Genomic DNA, 20,036 nt, shown 5'->3' on the forward strand with positions numbered 1-20,036 from the left:
TAAAAACCTAAAAACATAAGACAGTTTTCAGAAATTTTGCTAAAATATAGAAAATAGAGACAGGGATAGAGAAGGGTGTGGAATTTTTGGAGAGGAAACGACAGGTGATCCTATGGACCGGCTGGGCTATTTTATTCCCGTTTATTTTAGCTGGAACCTATTATTTATGGCCTCCGTCACTATCAGGCAATTACATTGACCTCTTGCTTTTTTTAATTTTAATTTGCATCGTTTGCTTAAAACCGATTGTGGTTAATGATACACCGATCTTTTTTGTGGAAGGTGTTGCTCTGGCTGTTTTTTTATATTTTGGCTTTTTTGCAGAGATGGTCATGATGCAAATTGCAATAGTCTTTGTCATGATCAACATGAGAGTTGGCTGGACATCTCATTTTCGTTATGCTGTTAATTCGTTAATGTTTTTATTGGTTTCCTTTTTAGGTGGAGCTTTTTATGAACTGATCAGCGGAAAGCATGGAAAAATAGAATTCTCCGTGAATTTTTTGCTGACTGTTGCAGGATATTCTCTTGTGGTATGGATTTCAAATCATTTGCTGCTGCACTCTGCAAGAATAGGGCTGTATCAGCGGCAGCAGAAATTTTTCACAAAGGATTTCTGGTGGGAGATTTACAGCTCCATTATGGTATTGCCCGTAGGGATCATCCTATACATTCTGTACGCTCAGCTTGGAATGCCTGCTATTCTTTATGTAGGAATTCCTATGATTACCCTTGCCGTTATCCTCAATCTGTATTATTCCAGCCAAAAAGTAAATGGATACCTGCAGCAAGCAGCTGATATAGGAAAACAGCTGACAGAAAGACTTGAAGTAGACGAAGTGCTAGATGTTTTTCATGAACAAATGACTTCTATGATCCATGCAGATTATGCCTATATTATAGATGTTGCAGAAGACTCCCATTTTAAGATAATACGTAAGATGGCAGATGGAAAAGTAACAGTAGGGACAATGGAAACCTTCCCGATTCAGGAAGGAATAAGCGGATACACCTATCGGATTAAAAAGGGGCTGCTATTTAAAAAACGGATTGCCTGGACTGAAATTGGTCATTCGCCTTTGCCTGAAAGTGTGGAAAGCGTCATTTCTGTACCGATTATCCGCAATCAGAGAGTAACAGGGATTGTATTGTTCACTTCGAACAATAAGAGAGCGTATGAAAATTATCAGCTGATGATTGTAGAACTTCTGACTGCCCATCTCGGTGTAGCGATCGAAAATGCAAGAAACCATGAACTGACAAGAGAACAGAGTGTCCGCTGTTCTTTGACGAAGCTTTACAATTACCGTTACTTGGAAATGGAGCTTGAATCTCAATTTATGAAGCTGAAAAAGAATTCCTTGGAACGTTTATCTCTCGTTATATTGGACATCGATCACTTTAAGCAAGTTAATGACACATATGGCCACCAATCAGGCAACGAGGTGCTGATTCAGTTAGCAGCAAGGCTGGAGAGATTTACAGGTGAGCGGGGAACCGTTTTCCGTTACGGCGGAGAAGAATTTGTGATCCTACTGCCAAATGTCGACAAAAACGCCTGTTTTGCCTTTGCGGAGGGTGTCAGAAATGAAATTGCCTCCTCTCCATTTGTGCTTGAGCAAAATATAAAAGAGGACAAAAACAAAACAGCCCTTAGCATAACGGCGAGCATCGGAATCGCTACAGCTTTTGATGATGCCGATGATGAACTTTCTTTAATCAGGCATGCTGACAGAGCCATGTATGTTGGCGCAAAACAAGCCGGAAGAAACAAAGTAGCCGAATACGCAAGATAATATGCAAATATGTCCTTTGGACTAGTAAAATACTATTACTTAATTGTAGGATTTTGGTATAATATGTTTGAAAAGGCATTGTTTTCTAAAATAAAGATGCCAATTGGAGGAGATTCATGCGCATTAATGGAAGAGCCGTCTCATTTACAGCACTTTTTCTGATTTTGGTTCAAGTCTTTATACCTATTAAATTTGCATCTGCTGCTGCTTCTGGGATTTCTCTTGATGCTAGTGTTTCAGCTCCTCAAAATCAGCTTCAAAGAGAATTTACAAATAGAAATCCAGAAACGAATGTCATACTAAATTTATTGCCTCAAGGAAAAGCTCCTTCTACTGAGAGGGATCCGGCAGATGTTGTATTTGTATTTGATAAATCAGGTTCTATGGGTATTGATAAAATAAGCGGACAGCCTAAGTTACTTTATGCACAGCAGGCAGTCAGGGAAGCAGTCAAGACATTCTCGGATAACAATAAAAACCGGAAAGTTAAGGACAGATTTGCTCTTGTATCCTTTGATTCTGATGTGAATAGCCAATATTCACAGTTTACCTTTAAAGAAGATCCTAATTCTATCGCAACAATCGTTAATACTATTACGGCCGGCGGTGGCACAACTTATACACAGGCTTTAGAAAAAGCAAGGCAAATCTTTGAACAGGATCCATTAAGCCAAAATAGAAAAAAATATATTATTTTTATGACAGACGGGAAGCCAACAAATTCTCATAAATAAGTATCAGTTAGTGGGAAATACGCAAGACTAATGATTCCAAATGATTATTATAATACATATGGTTACTGGAGTTATGCAGATAAATATTTATCAGGACAATACGTTGGTTTTTTAAATGACTATTATATAATCAGTGATATTTACGATAATATTACAGGAAACAAGGATTTATATGTAGATACAAACAGTGATCGGAATAATGTTTTTGTTCTAAGCAACAACATGCTATATCTGCAATCAAGAGCCAGTACTTTAGCTCCAGAGCTAATTAAAAGCCATATCAATGAGCAGGCCCAGCTGCTTTCTAACGAGTATATTGTATTAAATTCGATCGGTTTTGGAGAAGCACAAACACTAGATATGAATCTATTAACCGATATTTCTTTAAAAGCAAATGGACAGGCGAAAAATGCTGCCAATCAACAAGATATCATTTCATTTTTCCAGGAAATGTCCAAAAATATTTCCTCCCAATACCCAATACTCTCAAATGGATATGTGAAATTTTCACTGCCAGATAATGTTGCTATTGCTTCGAGTGCGACTAAAATTCAAAAGTCCGGCGACAGCTATATTATGTATTTAAATGATTTACCGTTTAATCCGGATCCTCCAACTTCAGGTTTGACATATAACATTCCTCTTGTATTCAGCGCTGAAGGGGAATATACGATTAACTTTGAAGTGACTTATAACGGAGGCGATTATAAAGTCAATAAAAGCGTAAAAGTTAACGTAAAGGATGTTCCGCTAGAGAGTATAAACTTTTCTAGTAGTGTCTTAAATATAAAGGTTGGAGATAAGGTGAAATTGAATGACCCTGAAACTAGTTTAATCAGCTTCAAACCATCCAATGCATTGAATCAATTGATTCATAGTATAGAAAGTAATGACTCTGAGATTATTCGCCTTACATCAGAAAATGGGATTTGGACTGCAGAAGGGGTTAGTCAAGGTTATGCTATAGTGACAGCAAATGCGTTAGACAAAGCTAAAAACTTTCAAGCCGCGATTATGATTTATGTTGGTGCAAATGATACAAGCAGTAAAATACAATCTGATAATTATAAATGGTAAAAGAAAAAGCTTTTGGGAGTTCACCATCCCAAAAGCTTTTTTAGTTGATCAATGTATTTTCTATTATCACCTGGTTCTCTTAAACAATGCAGCAGTCGGAAACCTGATTCGAAACGAAAAAACCCATCAAATTCCGAGCGTCATCCAGACTAGCCGGGCACAGGGAATGCATTCCTTTCAAAGCAAGCTCGATGAGTTTGTCAAAAGCGGGGTTATTTCAATGGACTCAGCCCTGCCGTATATGCAAGGGAAGGCTGAATAATGGCAAGGTTTCAATATGAGGGCAGGGATAAGACAGGAAAGGTTTCGGGAAAGCTAACATCACCTTCCAAGCGCGATGCTGTGATGAAGCTTGGCGAGTCAGGGATTCGAATTACGCAGATTAGTGAAGTGCCTGAATCGTTATTTACAAAGGATATTTCTATTGGAACCCGGTTAAACTGCAGGATTTTGTTATCTGCATCAGACAATTTGAGCAGGAATCTCTGTAGTTGAAGCAACGAATATCCTGTCAAAACAAACTAGCAGTAAACCTCTTCAAAAAGCATTAGAGCAAATGGAAGAGGACCTTAGAGAAGGTAATCAGCTTTCAGTTGCTGCAGCAAAACATTCTAAGATATTTTCGAGCATGTTCATTAACATGATTCGAGCGGGCGAAGCAGGAGGAAATATGGATGATACTCTTGAACGCCTTGCAGAACACTTTGAAAAGCAAAATAGAACAAAGCAGAAAATACAGTCAGCATTAGCTTACCCAATTACAGTTGCAATAGTAGCTGTAGGGGTTGTAATCTTCTTGCTTTTATCTGTGGTACCGACTTTTGTAACCATGTTTGCAGGTTTTGGTGCTAAGCTTCCAGCTATTACACTATTTGTTGGTTAACTCGAGTAATTTTATGCAGGCTTATTGGTGGCTTGTGATAGGATTAATGATCCTTGCCGTTGTTTTTTTCATTTTATTAAGAAAAAATTTTGCTGCGAAATACTACTTAGATTTAATTGCTTTGAAGCTTCCCTTTTTTGGAGGGATGATTCAAAAGGCAGTCCTTGCAAGAATGACTAGAACGTTAAGTTCACTTTTCTCTAGCTCTGTTCCAATACTTCAAGCAATGGGAATCGTTGAAAAGATTGTTGAAAATGAAGTAATAGCAAAAGTTATAGGACAATCCAAAATTTCTCTGGAAAATGGTTTATCCCTAACAGAACCGATGAAAAGACACTGGGCTTTTCCACCATTGGTTACTCAAATAATAGCGATAGGAGAGGAAACTGGGTCTCTTGATGCGATGCTTGGAAAAGTGGCAGATTTTTATGAAGAAGAAGTTGAGAACAGTACTGATAGGCTTAAAGCCATAATAGAACCTTTAATGATTGTTTTGCTAGCTGGAATAGTTGGGACAATAGTCATCGCTAACATTATTCCGATGTTCGATATATTTAACCATATTCATAAATAATTTTACAAAAAATTATTAAATTTAAGGTATATTGTCATGTATAATCATCTTGTAAATTAGGGATTATTTACTAAGAAATAGGGGGAACTGAAAGTGTTTAAGAAAATGTTGAAAGATCAGCGTGGTTTGACACTGATCGAGTTACTGGCTGTTGTAGTTATTCTTGGTATTATTGCAGCTATTGCTATTCCAGCTGTAGGCGGAATGATTAAGAATTCTAAAATTGATGCTCATTTACCAAATGCTCAACAAATTGCAAACGGAGCAAGATTGTATGTAACTTCCGAAAAAATTAAGACTTTCCCTTCAACAGTTACACTTGATGATCTAATTAAACAGGGGCATCTTGAGCACATAAAAGATCCTAGCACTAGTGGCAATTATGATGAAACTATAACTACAGTGACAATTAATAAAACAGGTAGTATTTATACTTTTAATGTTCTACTTAACGGAACAAGTGGATATATAAAATCAGCTAGTCAAACTAAAGATGCAAAAGACTTAACGAGAAATGATATTCAAGTTCAATAATAATTAAACTATGTAGTCCCATAATTGGGACTACATAGTTTTTTAAAACATAAATCATTTAGGAGTAATTCTATGACCATTCCAATCATCCTACACACCTACCTATTCATCCTAGGTACCGCATTCGGTTCCTTCTTCAATGTCGTGGGTCTTCGTGTACCCCAAAACCAATCAATTGTTAGACCTGGCTCAGCCTGCCCAAAATGCGGACATAAGCTAAAGCCTTGGGAGCTAGTCCCTATATTTTCTTTCGTTGTTCAAAACGGAAAATGCAAGTCTTGTAAAACAGCAATCTCTCCTATTTATCCATTTATGGAGCTGTTCACAGCAATTCTTTTTACGATATCACCTTTATTGGTGGGATGGTCAAAGGAATTGGTTATTGCCTGGACACTTGTTTCCCTGTGCATGATCATTAGTGTTTCCGATATTGCTTATATGATTATCCCTGATAAGGTTCTGCTTTTCTTTTTGCCTCTAACTCTAGCAGAAAGAATCATAATACCGCTCACTCCTTGGTACGATATGTTTATTGGACTGTTTGTTGGTTTTATCATTCCCTTTCTGATCATCCTGATAAGCCGCGGCGGCATGGGAGGAGGGGACATGAAGCTCCTTGCAGTGTTTGGTGTATTGCTTGGGTGGAAGCTTGTCCTTCTGGCATTTTTTCTTGCCACGCTCGTTGGAACAGCAGCGGGGGGAGCCGGCTTAATGACAGGTATCGTTAAAAGAGGCAAGCCTTTTCCGTTTGGGCCTTTCCTCGTTATCGGGGCTCTCTTGTCCTATTTCTTCGGGAACCATCTCATTGATTGGTATTTTACTGCCTTTTTTTCTTTTTAATGTTTTATTTATACATAGCTGCTGAGGGCCCGCCTTGAAAATTTGCTAGGCAGCAGCCATCTTTGCGAATGACGCTATATAAAAGGAGCAACCCTATGAATCTGCCATTCTTTCGTTACTAAATATAGCTTAGCCAAAATTATGCTGACGGATTATTCCATTCAGTTTTTAGAATTAAAATCCATAGATCCGCTAGTCGTTCATCGCTTTGGCGAACACTGCCTTCCTGCAGGAATTATTGAGAATGGAAAAATTATCAATAAAGAGAAGCTCTCCATGATCATGGATGAAAGCATTCAAGAGTGGTCTTTAAAGAGGCGGTATATCCGTTTTATGGTGCCGGATGCTTATGTTATCATTAAGAAAATCACCATTCCTGCTGACGTTAAAAATGATGAAATTAAAGGATATCTCTATCTTGAGCTTGGCAACAATATTCATTTGCCATTTGAAGAGCCAGTGTTTGATTATCAAATCATGTCAGAAGGAGATGGAGAACGGGAAGCCATATTGTTTGCAGCTCCTGAACCGCTAGTGAAAGAATATGCTGAGTTTTTTGAAACAAAAAAACTAAAGCTTTCTACAGCCGACATCTCTCCCCTTTGTGTTTTTCGCTTATATAAATGTAAGGTCTAAAGAAAATGTTCTCTTGATCCAAGCGAATATGAAGTCTGTCACATTCACGATCTTTGAAAAAGAACATCCTATTTTAATGAGGAATCTTCAGGTGACTTCTCATTTGAAGGAATGGGATCACAAAACTGAACATATGACAGGCTTGTATTTTACATTTTCTCTTAAAGAAGGTACCAAAGAAGATGCCCTTCTATTATTTGAAGATAATTTGCTGGAAGTCGAAAAGCTTCTTGGCTTTTATAAGTTCAGTGTAAGCCAAGGGGAACAGCAAATTCATAAAATTGCGGTAACCGGTGATCATCCTTTCATAAAGGAATTTACGGAAAAAATCGCGAAACAGACAGAATTGCCAATTGTTCCGCTAACAAAAGAACACATTTTTAGTGCGAAAAATGAATTGGTTCCGGAAAAATTCAAGACACTTCTAGGGCTGTCTCTAAAAGAGGTGCAATAATGCTTGCGAATATTAACCTCCTTCCAGAAAAAAAGCAAAAGAACTACGCTTCCTTATTAGTTATTGGGGTGTCCGCCATTCTGCTCGCAGGCGCTTTAGCGTTCCTATTTAACAGGATTGATGCAGACCAGGCTTTTCTAATCCAACAGGTGAAGAAACACTAGCAGGTGCTGTAAAATGGACAAAAACTTATCCCGTTAAATTTATTCCTATCTTAATGAAATTGACCAACCTGTTGCCTGAAGGCGGCTACTTTACAGATCTTGCTTATACAGAGGCAGACAAATTAGAGCTATCCGTCCAATTTGATCAGGAACCAACACCGCTAAAGTATACGGCAACCGTCTCAGCCTTCTACATGCCAAACCTTACAGAACTTAAAAAACAGCTGCCGCCTTTCCCTAAAACCATACCAGCCAACAAAGAAAACCCCTTTCAGCCATTCAATACTGAAAACAATGCTGAAAATCAGTAGCAATTGGCGAAAAGCTTTGCGAACAAGACGACAAATGTCTTGTTCTTTTTTTTTTGCCCTGTGATAGCATTACAACCAAATCATAAAACGAGATGGGTATGAGGTGGTGAGGAAATGAACAAGAGGACAAACCAGGCAATGAAGATATTACTTAATGGAAAAGAAGAATTGGGGAAAGAAACGGATAAGCTTGCTTCATTAACAGACAAGCTTGCAAAGAAAAAGGAGAAACTCCAAATCTCTACATGGGAGGAGAAAGCAAAGACGGAATCAGAAGTAGCGGCAGCTGAGGAGAAGGCAGAAAAAGAAGATGAGTTTCCGTGGCTTCTTCCTGATGAAAACGAAGTCTTTCAGGATGATCCCAAAGTGGTTACTGCTTCTAAAGCACCCAAAAAATCTTTTGTCACTTCATTTAAACAAGTAGGAGAAACCAAAAACAGGCAAAGATTTCCTATGAAACAGCTGCTGATCACAGTCACCATAGCTGTAGTTATGGGACTCGGGTTTGGCACCGCCGCTTTGAAATTCATGTCAAATGGAGGAGAACAAGCAAACGGAGAACCTGCACCGCAAACGGCTGATGCTGGAACTAGCCTTCCTGTATCCGGAACAGTTAAAGAGGGCGCAGGCAATAACGCCTCAGCTGATCCTCAAGCAGCCGCCGGTTCTTTCAGTACTTACGTTGTACAAGCTGGGAAGTTTTCTACGAAGGAAGGGGCAGATGCTGTTAAACAGGATTTAGCTGGAAAGGGCTATCCTGCTGTTTCTGTTCAGGATCAAAATGCTTACTATGTTTACGCTGGAGCTGCAGCAGACAAGGCCCAGGCTCAAGCCATGAGCAAAGAATTTCAGTCGAAAAGCATAGATGCATGGGGCGGGAAACAAACAACATGGAACCTGCCAAGTGAGCTGAAGTCATATTCAAAACAAATTCTGGCATTATCTGCATTATCAGCTGATGCAGCAGCTGGAAATACATTGGACAAATCGGAGCTTGCTAATACAGCCAAAGCGATTAGCCAAATGCCTGCAAAAGATGCAAAGGCAGCAGCTTTTAAAAAAGAACTTCAATCAGCAGCTGAAACCTTAGCAGCGAATTCTGATCAAAACGGCGGATGGAAATCTCAGCAATCACTCTTGAATGCTTTCTCTGGAAATTAACACCCCCAAATAGTTTAATGCTCTAAAACCAAGGAGTTCTCTTTTTAAGAGCTCTTTTTTTATGCTGATTTCCTCTGCCGAATTGACCTTAAAGTATACAAACAATGATTTGATACATACTAACAAATACCATTTTTCATATCTGGAGGGAAGAATATGCCTGCTTTTCGCGAACCTAAAATTCCGAGAAAAATTGATAGTGACAAATTTGGTACTAAAAGTTGCAGGCATTCTGAAGACTAATATCAGCATTACAATCTTTCCACATTTGTGAGGTTTGTCCGAGTTATTTCCTATTTTATTGCTCTCTCTTTGCCTGCATTTTATATTGCCATGCTTTTAGCTGTATGTGCAGGTTTATTGCTGAACTTCGTGATCATTCTCCTGATGAGAAAATACAAATATGCATCCCTTTTCGATATTACTGAAAAAGCATCCCATTTTTGGTGCGCTGGTCCATTTATTGATTGTATTTTATTCCTTGCATCTTGCCTCTTATGTCATAAGGAACCTAAGCAATTTTATGATTACTTCTATTAACCCTGAAGGGAATTCGTCTTTTTATGAGGTTATCATTTTTCTTGTAGTCATTTACACCGTTATTTAGTGCAGCGTCAAACCTAGTCTACCTTTGAGGTTATGAGCTTTGAAAGAATCGAAGTGCTTGTCGATACGTTTTGGGTATTTGGAACCTTTGTGAAAATAACCCTCTGCTTTTTGACAGCCATGCTCGGTTTGCAAAAACTTTCAAGGCACAAAACTTACTACCCTTTTATTTTTCCTTGTGTCATTATTGTATGGGTGATGAGGCCTGGAGTTTCATCCAGGTCTCGTTGATTTTACCCAATATGTTAATAATGTATGGACACTATGGTGGTTCACTTTATACTCACTGTTATGCTTTGTTTGGATCATTGGCATTGTAAGAAAAAAACACTCTGGCAAAGGAAAGCAATCGAAGCAGGCCGAATAGTGAAAAGGCAGAATTTAAAGCATTATGGATGGGAAAATGTCTTTTTAACAAATTGAGAAAAGGATTTAGGTTTGATACGATACAGCTGTATCTCCCTTAACGAAACAATTAAGAAGGAAGTGGACGAATGATGGAACACAGCCTTATTCTGGCTTCAGGTTCACCGCGAAGAAAAGAACTTCTGGAAATAATCGGACTTCCATTTACTATTATTAAAAGTGATATGGAAGAAGTAGTAGAGGAAAATGCTTCTCCTGAAGAAACGGCTTCATCTCTCGCTTATCAAAAAGCTCTCCTCATAGCGGAGCAGTATCCTGATGCATATATCATTGGTGCAGATACTGTAGTTACGATTGAAGGCAAGATTCTCGGGAAACCGTCAAATGTGAAGGAAGCCATACAAACACTATCCCTGTTATCAGGAAAGACCCACATGGTTATGACGGGTGTCTCAATCTGTTATAAAGGAAAAAATAAAACCTTTTGTGAAAAAACAGAAGTGACTTTTTGGGATTTGTCACATGATGAGATTGAGAGCTATGTTTCTACTGGGGAACCCATGGATAAAGCAGGTTCCTATGGAATACAGGGAAAAGGTTCTTTGCTGGTGAAAGAAATAAAAGGAGACTATTTCAGTGTAGTAGGCCTCCCGCTTGCAAAAACCTATAGAGAGCTTAAAAAGATGGGATATAAAGGATAAAGCAGGAAGGGAAATCTAAAGGAGGGTATCATGAGTGCCGAAACGTTGAAGATCCGGGATTTCCCAGAAGATGAAAGGCCAAGGGAGCGAATGCTCGCCAATGGTCCGGACAGTTTGTCCAATCATGAATTGCTAGCCATCCTGCTCCGAACGGGAACAAAACAAGAATCCGTTCTTCAGCTCTCCAATAGGCTGCTGACCCACTTTGAAGGTCTGCGGCTTTTAAAGGAAGCTTCTGCAGAAGAAATAACCAGCATTTCAGGAATCGGAAAAGCAAAGGCAGTCCAAATTCTTGCGGCACTTGAGCTTGGGAGGAGAATAAACCGTCTTGCTTTCGAGGACAGATATGTCATTCGGTCTCCTCAGGACGGTGCCAATTTTGTCATGGAAGAAATGAGATTTTTGACGCAAGAGCACTTTGTCTGCCTATACCTGAATACGAAAAATCAAGTGATCCATAAACAGACTATTTTTATAGGCAGTCTCAATGCCTCCATTGTCCATCCGAGAGAAGTTTTTAAAGAAGCTCTCAGACGATCCGCAGCTTCATTTATCTGCATGCACAACCACCCTTCTGGCGACCCCGCTCCAAGCCGCGAGGATATTGAAGTGACCAAAAGACTTTCTGAGTGCGGAAAGGTCATTGGAATCGAACTTTTGGACCATCTTATTATCGGTGATCAAAAATATGTCAGTTTAAAAGAAAAAGGCTATTTGTAACACTTTTTTTTTTGGTTATTTACGCTATAATAAGGTTTATGAGTTTTTTTTCACCAGCCTTCTTTACAAAGTAATTCGTTTCAGAAAGGGAGATACATTAATGTTTGGAATCGGTACTAGAGACCTTGGAATAGATTTGGGAACAGCAAATACGCTCGTTTTCGTCAAAGGAAGAGGAATTGTCGTAAGGGAGCCTTCAGTTGTTGCGCTTCAGACGGATACAAAGCAAATTGTAGCAGTTGGAAATGACGCGAAAAATATGATTGGCCGGACTCCTGGCAATGTGGTTGCATTAAGGCCGATGAAGGATGGCGTCATTGCTGATTATGAAACTACAGCGACAATGATGAAATATTACATAAGACAAGCAACGAGGAACAAAGGTCTCTTCTCAAGAAAGCCATATGTTATGATTTGTGTGCCTTCTGGCATTACTGCAGTTGAAGAGCGTGCGGTTATTGATGCGACAAGACAGGCTGGCGCGCGCGATGCTTATCCGATTGAAGAGCCGTTTGCAGCTGCAATCGGTGCGAATCTTCCAGTCTGGGAACCTACTGGAAGCATGGTCGTTGATATTGGAGGGGGAACAACTGAAGTAGCCATTATCTCCCTTGGCGGTATCGTTACAAGCCAGTCCATCCGTGTAGCAGGGGATGAAATGGATGAGGCGATTATTAACTATATCCGCAAAACCTACAACCTGATGATTGGTGACAGAACGTCTGAATCTATAAAAATGGAAATAGGATCCGCAGGTACTCCAGAGGGTGTCGATAATCTCGAAATCCGCGGACGTGATTTGTTAACAGGATTACCGAAAACAATTGAAATTACGGCAAAAGAAATTGCGGAAGCGCTAAAGGATACGGTTTATTCTATCGTTGAAGCAGTTAAAAATACTCTTGAAAAAACACCTCCTGAACTTGCTGCAGACATTATGGACAGAGGTATTGTGCTGACAGGCGGAGGAGCCCTTCTTCGCAACCTCGATAAAGTGATCAGTGAAGAAACAAACATGCCTGTATTAATTGCTGAAAATCCGCTTGATTGTGTTGCCATCGGCACAGGAAAAGCATTAGAGCATATTCATTTGTTTAAAGGAAAGGGCAGAGAGAGCCGCTAATTGTAAAATAATGAAAAAAAAGCGGAGGAATGGCATAATTTCCTCCGGCTTTTATTTAAGGCTCTTTTCTTAAACTTTGTTTCTTTTACATCTATATTTGAGCATTTCGGGCAAATATTTAACTGCGAATTTTAAGAAATGATGCCACGAAGAATTTCTTCAACCATGTCCAGACACATGTGAAGAGCAACAATCTTGGCGACAACAGCCTTATTTACAGAGCTGACGCTACAGCTTTCAGATGCCCTGTCAGCTTTAACAAGAGATTTTAGGTTAAGAGGTGTAAATATGCCACAATTTTTCTTTAATAAACGGTTAATCTTGTTGCTGATTAGTATCATCCTTCTGGTGGCATTGATAGGTTTTTCTATAAAAGGAGACAGGAAAATCACTTGGCCTGAACAGTTTGTAAAGGATTCCACCGGGGTGTTTCAGAATATTTTCCATAGACCTGCCCAATATTTTTCCGGCTTTTTTGGTGATATGAATGATCTGAAAAATACATATGATGAAAACAAGTTTCTAAAGTCAAGACTTGATCAGTATGCACAGCTTGATTCCGATCTTCAAGATGTCAAAGATGAAAATAATAAGCTAAGAGAAGAGCTGAACCGCAAAGACAGTCTTCGAGCTTATAAACCAACACCTGCTGTCGTTATTGCCAGAAATCCTGACAAATGGTATGAATATATTACAATTAATAAAGGTTCCCAGCAGGGAATAAGTGTCGACTCAGCTGTTATTACTTCAAAAGGACTGATCGGTAAGATAAAAAGCACAGACCAGTTTACTTCTACTGTGCAGCTTCTTAGTGCTCAGGACAGAAAAAACCTGATTTCTGCCATTGTGCAAAACAAAGATGGAAAAGGCAGTAAAATCTACGGTTTAATTGAAGGCTATGACAATAAAAGCAAAAAACTGCTGCTCAGGCATATTGGCACAGATATGAAAATCCAAAAAGGCCAGGATGTTGTAACAAGCGGGACAGGCGGGGTCTTTCCTAAAGGCCTATCAATTGGAAAGGTGGCAGAAGTTCAGCCTGATTCTTACGGTTTGACAAAAATGGCCTATGTCGAGCCATCGGCCGATTTCTATGATCTGGAAAATATATCAGTTGTAAAAAGAGATGTTGCCACAGCAGATGCTGAAAGCTTGGGCAAGGAGGATGGGAAATAGTGAGACGATTGCTGCTTCCGTTTCTCGTCCTGGTTATTTTTATAAGTGAAAGTATTTTTGCTGATCTGGTCCATTTCCCATTTCTGTCGGGACAGCTTATTTTTGTTCCGAGATTTACCTTTCTGACAGTGCTGTTTATGTGCGCTTATTTCAACCGGAATACCGCCATTTTGTATGGCGCCATATTTGGTCTTTTATTTGATATAGTGTATACAGAGGTTCTCGGGATTTATCTGTTTGCCTTCCCGCTCCTTGTTTACTTGACATCAAAAGCGCTGAAAATCCTGTACAACAACGTGCTCATTGTAATCTTTATGTCTCTAATTTCTATCACCCTTCTGGAATTTTTCGTTTTCGGCATTCAGGTGCTGATTCAGGCTGTTCCAATTAACCTGCATGATTTTGTAAATCTGCGCCTGATTCCTACTCTTGCGCTTAACTTAGTTGCCGGTTTGGTGCTTGTTTATCCCATCAAGATTTTTCTCGCCGGGCTTAGCAGAGAAATAGACTAACGATGTTTTTTCAAAAACTGCTGCAGGAAATTTCATGAGAAATACTCTTTTTTAAGAAACTCTCTGGACAGAATTTCCTTAAAGGCAGCTTTGCAAGAAAAAAGCATGAAAAAAAGGAAACATGACCCGGTATGTCGAAAATGTATTGTTATTGAGGTGAACATCTTGAAAGCTCAAAAACAGCAGCTTGTAACGATAAAAGGAACGAAGGACGGATTGACGTTAATTCTGGATGATGCTTGTTCATTTGAGCAGCTTCTCAAGGATCTTGAGGATATGCTTTCTTTGAAACAGTATGTTCAGGAAAACGGCCCTGTGACAGGTGTTATTGTTAAAGCAGGGAACCGCCTTTTGAGGAAAGAACAGCAGGAGCTGCTAATAGCAGCTATCCAAAAAAAGAGAAGTCTCAAAGTTGAGACAATTGAATCAAATGTTATGACAAAAGAAGAAGCCTATCAGCTGGTACGCGAAACGGAAATTGTATCGATCGCCAAAATTGTGCGTTCCGGGCAAATTCTTAAAGCGGAAGGTGATTTGCTGCTCATTGGTGATGTAAATCCGGGAGGAGCGGTTATTGCAAACGGAAATATCTTTATTCTCGGTTCGTTAAAAGGAATTGCTCATGCGGGGTACAGCGGAAACCGGGAAGCCGTTATTGCTGCTTCTTATATGACTCCTGCCCAATTGAGAATCGGCGATGCCTTTAACCCTTCACCTGACCGGATTTCATCCGAAAAGCATGAAATGGAATGTGCCTACATAGATGATGAGGGCCAAATTAGAATTGACCGGCTGCAGCAGCTTTCACATATTAGACCGAATATATCAAGGCTTGAGGGGGGAATGTAACCATGGGTGAATCGATTGTTATAACCTCTGGGAAGGGCGGGGTCGGAAAAACGACAACGTCTGCCAACCTGGGTACTGCACTGGCAATACTCGGGAAACGGGTTTGTCTCGTTGACACGGATATTGGCTTGCGAAACCTGGATGTCGTAATGGGGCTGGAAAACAGAATCATTTATGATCTTGTGGATGTGGTTGAGGGCCGCTGTAAAATTCAACAGGCCCTTGTCAGGGACAAACGATTTGATGATTTGCTGTTTTTGCTTCCTGCAGCGCAGACCAGTGACAAAACGGCAGTTGCTCCCGAGCAGATGAAAATACTGATTGATGAGTTAAAACAGGATTATGATTACATTATCATTGATTGCCCTGCCGGAATTGAACAGGGATATAAAAATGCTGTAGCGGGTGCTGATAAAGCGATTGTGGTGACAACACCTGAAATTTCAGCTGTAAGAGATGCCGACCGTATTATCGGTTTACTTGAAAAAGAAGAAATCGAGCCTCCTAAGCTTGTTATCAACAGAATCCGCAATCACCTTGTTCAAAACGGGGATATGCTCGATGTTGATGAAATTGTCAGCCACCTTTCTATCGATTTGATAGGGATTGTCGCAGATGATGACCAGGTCATTAAAGCTTCGAATAGCGGAGAACCGATTGCGATGGATCCGAATAACAGGGCAGCGATTGCCTACCGAAATATTGCAAGGCGGATTCTCGGCGAATCTGTACCTCTTCAAAGTCTGGAAGAACCTAATAAAGGATTTCTTGCAAAGCTTAAACAATTCTTCGGTGTGCGTGCCTGAGTTTTTATACTAGTCTATTAAATGGCTCTTTTCTTAAACTAGTTGCTTTTTTTCTATGGCTCTTTTCTTAAACTTTGTTGCTAATGACCCTATATTACGGTTAACAACCATCGGCAAGACTTTAAGAAAAGATGCCACGAAGCTAATCTTCAAGCGTGTTCTAAACCCATAAGAAAAAGTAATAATCTTTGCGAAAACGGCCATAAAAACAATCCCTGCCAAATGGGATTGTTTTTTTATGGTCACTTTCCATTCTCCCTCTATTTTCTTTCGTTAAAGCTTTTTATCCAAAGCGTATACATAATTCCGGAGGACAAGTCATAGACTTGTACAAATTCATGGAAAAAGGGATTGATGAATATGTCGTCTCGGCGTGCGGATGAAGTGAGAAAGCGAATAGCGAAAAGAAAAATGGAGCGAAACGGGGAGCATAAAGAATCCTCCGTTGTCATTCCGATTCAAACGAAGCTTCAAACTGTGACTGAAGAAGAAAAGTTCGGTCTTCCAGCTCCGGATCTTCTCACAAGCTATGAAAGTGTTCCTGAACAATTAAACGAAAAAGGCCATCCTCTCTTTAAAAGCAGCCTTTTTATGCTGAAGCTCCTGTTATCTGCCTGTCTTGTTCTTTTTACTGCGATTGCTTTTAAAAACCATTCTCCTTTTTTTGATAAGGCGAAAACGGTCATTTCGAGCAATCTGGAAAAGGAATTTCAATTCGCTGCGGTTTCAGCATGGTATCAAAAACAATTTGGCCATCCGCTCGCCTTTTTTCAAGGGAATAATCAGGAGAGTTCAGGTGAACAGCAGCAATATGCCGTGCCAGCAACAGGGAAGGTATTAGAATCCTTTAAAGATAACGGCCAGGGGATTATGGTTGAAACGGATAAAACAGCAGTCGATGCGATGAACGAGGGCATCGTCGTGTCTGCAGGAGAGAGTCCAGGCACAGGGCTCACTTTAGTACTGCAGCATGCGGACGGCAGCGAAACTTGGTACGGACATTTGGGCAAAATCAATGTATCCCTCTACGATTTTGTTAAAACAGGTAAAGAAATCGGCTCTATTAAAGAGGGGTCAAATAATAAAGGAACGTATTATTTTGCCATAAAAAAAGGGGAACGTTTTATTGATCCGATCCAGGTGATTAACTTTGAATAAGCTTTTGCAGCTCTTTTGGAAAATACACATTCACCCGATCCTTTGGGCGATTATGTTTCTTAGTGTTATTACAGCCCAGTTTAAAGGGATGCTGATGCTCCTGGTCATCGTTCTCATTCATGAGCTTGGGCATGCTCTGTGTGCAAGCTTCTTTTCCTGGAGAATAAAATCAATTGTTCTTCTCCCCTTTGGGGGAGCAGCAGAAGTAGACGAACACGGAAACCGCCCTTTGAAAGAAGAAATATGGGTTATCGCAGCAGGACCTCTGCAGCATATTTGGCTGGCTGCAGCAGCTTTTCTTTTACAATACAGCGGAATCCTAAACGAAGCAGATTTTCAAGCATTCATGTATTATAATGTATCCATCCTGCTGTTTAACCTGATTCCAATCTGGCCGCTGGATGGCGGAAAACTTTTATTTGTGCTTTTTTCCTTTTTTAAGCCGTTTCACAACGCACACAAAGGAATGCTTTTAGTTTCCGTATTCGTAATGGCAATTTATAACGCCATTTTATTGATTGTTTCACCATTCCAGCTTAATTTGTGGGTGATCAGCCTTTTTCTCGTTTATCACCTGATTATGGAATACAAACAGCGCCGATTTGTTCTTATGCGGTTTTTGATGGAAAGGTATTATGGCAGGCAGAAGGATATTGCGAGGCTAAAACCGATTGTCGTTGACCAGAATGAGTCTATATTTAAAGTGCTCCTTCAATTTCAAAGAGGATTTAAACACCAGATTATGGTGGAAAGAAACGGAGAAAAATGGTCGCAGCTTGATGAAAATGAACTTCTTCATGCCTATTTTAATGAGCATCGCACGGGCTCCACTGTCGGAGAATTAGTCTATGCGTATTGACTAAGAGCACCGAATCGTGAGTAAATTGGGGAAAATGGTTTTATAAAAGAGGGACTTGGTTTGGAAACACTGCTTATTAATGCGAAAACAACAGAGAAACGGCTGGCCATTCTTGACGATCAAAAACTCGTTGATATCAGGGTGCAGCAGCCTGAAAAAGCAAATGTGACAGGAAATATTTATGCAGGAAGAGTTGTAAAAGTGATGCCTGGCATGCAGGCTGCTTTTGTAGATATAGGGCTTGAAAAAAATGCTTTTCTCTCTAGGGAAGACGTTCCGCCTAAAAAAGAGCTAAAGGATTCAGGTGGCAGGCTTTCGATTTCTGCTCTTCTGCACGAAGGTGAGAAGATTCTGGTACAGGTCAAAAAAGAAGGAGACGACTGGAAAGGGCCGAAGGTTTCTGCAAAGCTTGAATTTACCGGTTATTCCCTCGTTTTTATGCCATATGGAGACTATGTGGCAGTATCAAAAAAAATTACAGATCCCCTAAAAAATGAGGAGCTGCGTGCCTGCGGAGAAATGTGGGTTCAAGGAACAGAAGGAATTCTTTTTCGGACTGCAGCATCTGAGAGTTCTAAAGAAGAACTGAAAAAAGAATTTGAACGGCTGAAAACAGCTTTTAACTTTCTAAAGGATATGCGGATGGAAAAGGTTCCGGCGCGATTAAAGTCTGCAGATGAACTGACAGACCGGCTTTTGAGTGAAAGACCTCTTTCTTCTTTTGGCAAGGTAATCTGTGATGATTTGGCTCTTCACAAGAAACTGAAAGATCTCTTACCTGAGAAACATGAAACAGAGCTCGAATTTTATGGCGCCAAAGAAAACTTGTTTTCGGTCTATAAAGTTGAAGAAGAGCTTGAAAAATTGCAGAAGCGTATTATTTGGCTGAAAAATGGATCTTATATAGTGATTGACAAAACAGAGGCCATGAATGTGATTGATGTGAATTCAGGGAAGTTTACCGGAAAGTCATCTCTCAGGGATACGGTTCTTAAGACAAATGCAGAAGCTGCACATGAAATAACAAGGCAGATCAAGCTCAGAGATTTGAGCGGAATCATTCTGATTGATTTTATCGATATGAAAATGAAAGAAGATCAGGACCGGATTCTTCAGATTTTCAGAAAAGAAATGAAAGAAGATAAAGTTCATACAAGAATTGTAGGATTTACCGAACTGAACATTCTTCAGCTCACCCGAAAAAAAACAGGAGCTAATTTGCTGTCCATTTTGCAGGAGCCGTGCCCAACCTGCAGCGGAACCGGCAGAATACCTGCCGCTGAAACAGTAGCTTATCAGCTTGAGAGAGAGCTTTGGGAGCATCAGTATATGGAAGAAGAAGCTTTATGGATTGAGGCTACTGCTGATGTAAGGGACTGTCTAAGCGGTAAACAGGGAGAGCATATGGAGAGGCTTGAAAAAGCTCTGAAATTTAACATTCTGTTTACGATAATGCCAGGCAATACCCCTGCTTATGAGATTAGGCAGAAAGGGAGATTGCAGGAATTGAAAGAAAGAAAACAATAGAAAATGAATTGACTTTACATACGCCCTTTGGTATCATTTAAATGTTATTGATTGTAGCACCCGTGCTACAACCGCTCAGGATCAGGTTTTTAAGATTTGGCATTAGCCGAAACACCTGCTAACTGGCGAGTCTGAGTATAAATGGGAGGTGCATTTGGAATGTACGCAATTATTGAAACAGGCGGTAAGCAAATCAAAGTAGAAGCTGGCCAAGCTGTCTACATTGAGAAACTTGTTGCTGAAGCTGGCGAAACAGTTACTTTTGACAAGGTTTTATTCGTAGGCGGCGACGACGTTAAAGTTGGAAGCCCTCTAGTTGAAGGCGCAACTGTAACTGCGAAGGTTGAAAAACACGGCCGCGCGAAAAAAATCATCGTTTTCAAATACAAAGCGAAGAAAAATAATCGCAAAAAGCAAGGTCATCGTCAACCATACACAAAAGTTGTCATTGACGCAATCAACGCGTAAG

General features: G+C 40.0%; 23 protein-coding genes, 1 pseudogene and 1 other annotated feature. Of the genes and pseudogenes, 23 read left to right on the forward strand and 1 reads right to left on the reverse strand.

Going from position 1 to position 20,036, the window contains the following annotated elements; translation table 11 throughout:
• Nucleotides 1-86: 86 nt before the first annotated feature.
• From ACOT8F_RS06275 to minD, 19 genes and pseudogenes are all read left to right on the forward strand, one after another.
• Nucleotides 87-1,796 carry a GGDEF domain-containing protein gene (locus tag ACOT8F_RS06275; RefSeq protein ID WP_421650713.1) on the forward strand — a complete coding sequence of 570 codons (1,710 nt, stop codon included), beginning with the start codon at nucleotides 87-89 and terminating at the stop codon, nucleotides 1,794-1,796.
• Nucleotides 1,797-1,912: 116 nt separating this feature from the next.
• The gene (locus ACOT8F_RS06280; RefSeq protein WP_421650714.1) at nucleotides 1,913-2,530 is read left to right on the forward strand and encodes a vWA domain-containing protein; all 618 of its coding nucleotides are present in this window, start codon (nucleotides 1,913-1,915) and stop codon (nucleotides 2,528-2,530) included.
• A 30-nt stretch (nucleotides 2,531-2,560) separates the two neighbouring features.
• Nucleotides 2,561-3,607, forward strand: a complete 1,047-nt coding sequence (locus tag ACOT8F_RS06285; RefSeq protein WP_421650715.1) for a hypothetical protein — start codon at nucleotides 2,561-2,563, stop codon at nucleotides 3,605-3,607.
• Nucleotides 3,564-3,869, forward strand: a complete 306-nt coding sequence (locus ACOT8F_RS06290) for a hypothetical protein (RefSeq protein ID WP_421650716.1) — start codon at nucleotides 3,564-3,566, stop codon at nucleotides 3,867-3,869. The genes ACOT8F_RS06285 and ACOT8F_RS06290 overlap by 44 nt, the downstream gene beginning before the upstream one ends.
• A pseudogene (locus ACOT8F_RS06295) lies at nucleotides 3,869-5,064 on the forward strand (type II secretion system F family protein). The gene ACOT8F_RS06290 and the pseudogene ACOT8F_RS06295 overlap by 1 nt, the downstream one beginning before the upstream one ends.
• 93 nt (nucleotides 5,065-5,157) lie before the next feature.
• Nucleotides 5,158-5,598, forward strand: a complete 441-nt coding sequence (locus tag ACOT8F_RS06300) for a type II secretion system protein (RefSeq protein ID WP_421650717.1) — start codon at nucleotides 5,158-5,160, stop codon at nucleotides 5,596-5,598.
• Between the two features lie 72 nt (nucleotides 5,599-5,670).
• A complete protein-coding gene (locus ACOT8F_RS06305) occupies nucleotides 5,671-6,438 on the forward strand; it encodes a prepilin peptidase (RefSeq protein WP_421650718.1) in 768 nt (255 codons plus the stop codon).
• Nucleotides 6,439-6,579: 141 nt separating this feature from the next.
• Complete coding sequence (pilM, locus tag ACOT8F_RS06310) at nucleotides 6,580-7,074, forward strand: type IV pilus biogenesis protein PilM (RefSeq protein WP_421650719.1); 495 nt, start codon at nucleotides 6,580-6,582, stop codon at nucleotides 7,072-7,074.
• Between the two features lie 13 nt (nucleotides 7,075-7,087).
• Nucleotides 7,088-7,528: a hypothetical protein gene (locus ACOT8F_RS06315; RefSeq protein WP_421650720.1), complete on the forward strand. Its 441-nt coding sequence runs from the start codon at nucleotides 7,088-7,090 to the stop codon at nucleotides 7,526-7,528.
• A complete protein-coding gene (locus ACOT8F_RS06320) occupies nucleotides 7,528-7,692 on the forward strand; it encodes a hypothetical protein (protein ID WP_421650721.1) in 165 nt (54 codons plus the stop codon). Before ACOT8F_RS06315 ends, ACOT8F_RS06320 begins: the two co-directional genes overlap by 1 nt.
• Before the next feature lie 59 nt (nucleotides 7,693-7,751).
• Nucleotides 7,752-8,003, forward strand: a complete 252-nt coding sequence (locus ACOT8F_RS06325; RefSeq protein ID WP_421650722.1) for a hypothetical protein — start codon at nucleotides 7,752-7,754, stop codon at nucleotides 8,001-8,003.
• A 114-nt stretch (nucleotides 8,004-8,117) separates the two neighbouring features.
• A complete protein-coding gene (locus tag ACOT8F_RS06330; RefSeq protein WP_421650723.1) occupies nucleotides 8,118-9,164 on the forward strand; it encodes an SPOR domain-containing protein in 1,047 nt (348 codons plus the stop codon).
• A 1,103-nt stretch (nucleotides 9,165-10,267) separates the two neighbouring features.
• Nucleotides 10,268-10,837: a Maf family protein gene (locus ACOT8F_RS06335; RefSeq protein WP_421650920.1), complete on the forward strand. Its 570-nt coding sequence runs from the start codon at nucleotides 10,268-10,270 to the stop codon at nucleotides 10,835-10,837.
• Nucleotides 10,838-10,867: 30 nt separating this feature from the next.
• Nucleotides 10,868-11,557, forward strand: a complete 690-nt coding sequence (gene radC, locus ACOT8F_RS06340) for a RadC family protein (RefSeq protein ID WP_421650724.1) — start codon at nucleotides 10,868-10,870, stop codon at nucleotides 11,555-11,557.
• 100 nt (nucleotides 11,558-11,657) lie between these two features.
• A complete protein-coding gene (locus ACOT8F_RS06345) occupies nucleotides 11,658-12,680 on the forward strand; it encodes a rod shape-determining protein (protein WP_421650725.1) in 1,023 nt (340 codons plus the stop codon).
• Between the two features lie 288 nt (nucleotides 12,681-12,968).
• Nucleotides 12,969-13,856 (forward strand): rod shape-determining protein MreC, encoded by an 888-nt coding sequence (mreC, locus tag ACOT8F_RS06350; RefSeq protein ID WP_421650726.1) that lies wholly within the window; start codon nucleotides 12,969-12,971, stop codon nucleotides 13,854-13,856.
• Nucleotides 13,856-14,368, forward strand: a complete 513-nt coding sequence (gene mreD, locus ACOT8F_RS06355) for a rod shape-determining protein MreD (RefSeq protein WP_421650727.1) — start codon at nucleotides 13,856-13,858, stop codon at nucleotides 14,366-14,368. The genes mreC and mreD overlap by 1 nt, the downstream gene beginning before the upstream one ends.
• Nucleotides 14,369-14,533: 165 nt before the next feature.
• Entirely contained in the window at nucleotides 14,534-15,217 is a 684-nt protein-coding gene (gene minC, locus ACOT8F_RS06360) for a septum site-determining protein MinC (protein ID WP_421650728.1), read from the forward strand.
• 2 nt (nucleotides 15,218-15,219) lie between these two features.
• Nucleotides 15,220-16,023 (forward strand): septum site-determining protein MinD, encoded by an 804-nt coding sequence (gene minD, locus ACOT8F_RS06365; protein WP_421650729.1) that lies wholly within the window; start codon nucleotides 15,220-15,222, stop codon nucleotides 16,021-16,023.
• 33 nt (nucleotides 16,024-16,056) lie between these two features.
• On the opposite strand, the gene ACOT8F_RS06370 is transcribed toward minD, so the two are convergent.
• The gene (locus ACOT8F_RS06370) at nucleotides 16,057-16,269 is read right to left on the reverse strand and encodes a hypothetical protein (protein WP_421650730.1); all 213 of its coding nucleotides are present in this window, start codon (nucleotides 16,267-16,269) and stop codon (nucleotides 16,057-16,059) included.
• Between the two features lie 114 nt (nucleotides 16,270-16,383).
• Here ACOT8F_RS06370 and ACOT8F_RS06375 point away from each other — a divergent pair, with 114 nt between their 5' ends.
• The 4 genes from ACOT8F_RS06375 (at nucleotide 16,384) to rplU (ending at nucleotide 20,035) form a co-directional block, all read left to right on the forward strand.
• Nucleotides 16,384-17,181 (forward strand): peptidoglycan DD-metalloendopeptidase family protein, encoded by a 798-nt coding sequence (locus ACOT8F_RS06375; protein WP_421650731.1) that lies wholly within the window; start codon nucleotides 16,384-16,386, stop codon nucleotides 17,179-17,181.
• Nucleotides 17,174-18,040 (forward strand): M50 family metallopeptidase, encoded by an 867-nt coding sequence (locus ACOT8F_RS06380; protein WP_421650732.1) that lies wholly within the window; start codon nucleotides 17,174-17,176, stop codon nucleotides 18,038-18,040. The genes ACOT8F_RS06375 and ACOT8F_RS06380 overlap by 8 nt, the downstream gene beginning before the upstream one ends.
• 60 nt (nucleotides 18,041-18,100) lie before the next feature.
• Nucleotides 18,101-19,567, forward strand: a complete 1,467-nt coding sequence (locus ACOT8F_RS06385; RefSeq protein WP_421650733.1) for an Rne/Rng family ribonuclease — start codon at nucleotides 18,101-18,103, stop codon at nucleotides 19,565-19,567.
• A 59-nt stretch (nucleotides 19,568-19,626) separates the two neighbouring features.
• Nucleotides 19,627-19,710, forward strand: a sequence feature (ribosomal protein L21 leader region).
• 16 nt (nucleotides 19,711-19,726) lie between these two features.
• On the forward strand, nucleotides 19,727-20,035 hold the full coding sequence (gene rplU / locus ACOT8F_RS06390; RefSeq protein ID WP_421650734.1) for a 50S ribosomal protein L21: 309 nt from the start codon (nucleotides 19,727-19,729) through the stop codon (nucleotides 20,033-20,035).
• The last annotated feature ends 1 nt before the right edge of the window (nucleotide 20,036 follow it).

This window comes from Chryseobacillus diguaensis (assembly GCF_049220665.1).
Classification (GTDB): Bacteria; Bacillota; Bacilli; order Bacillales; family Bacillaceae; genus Metabacillus_B.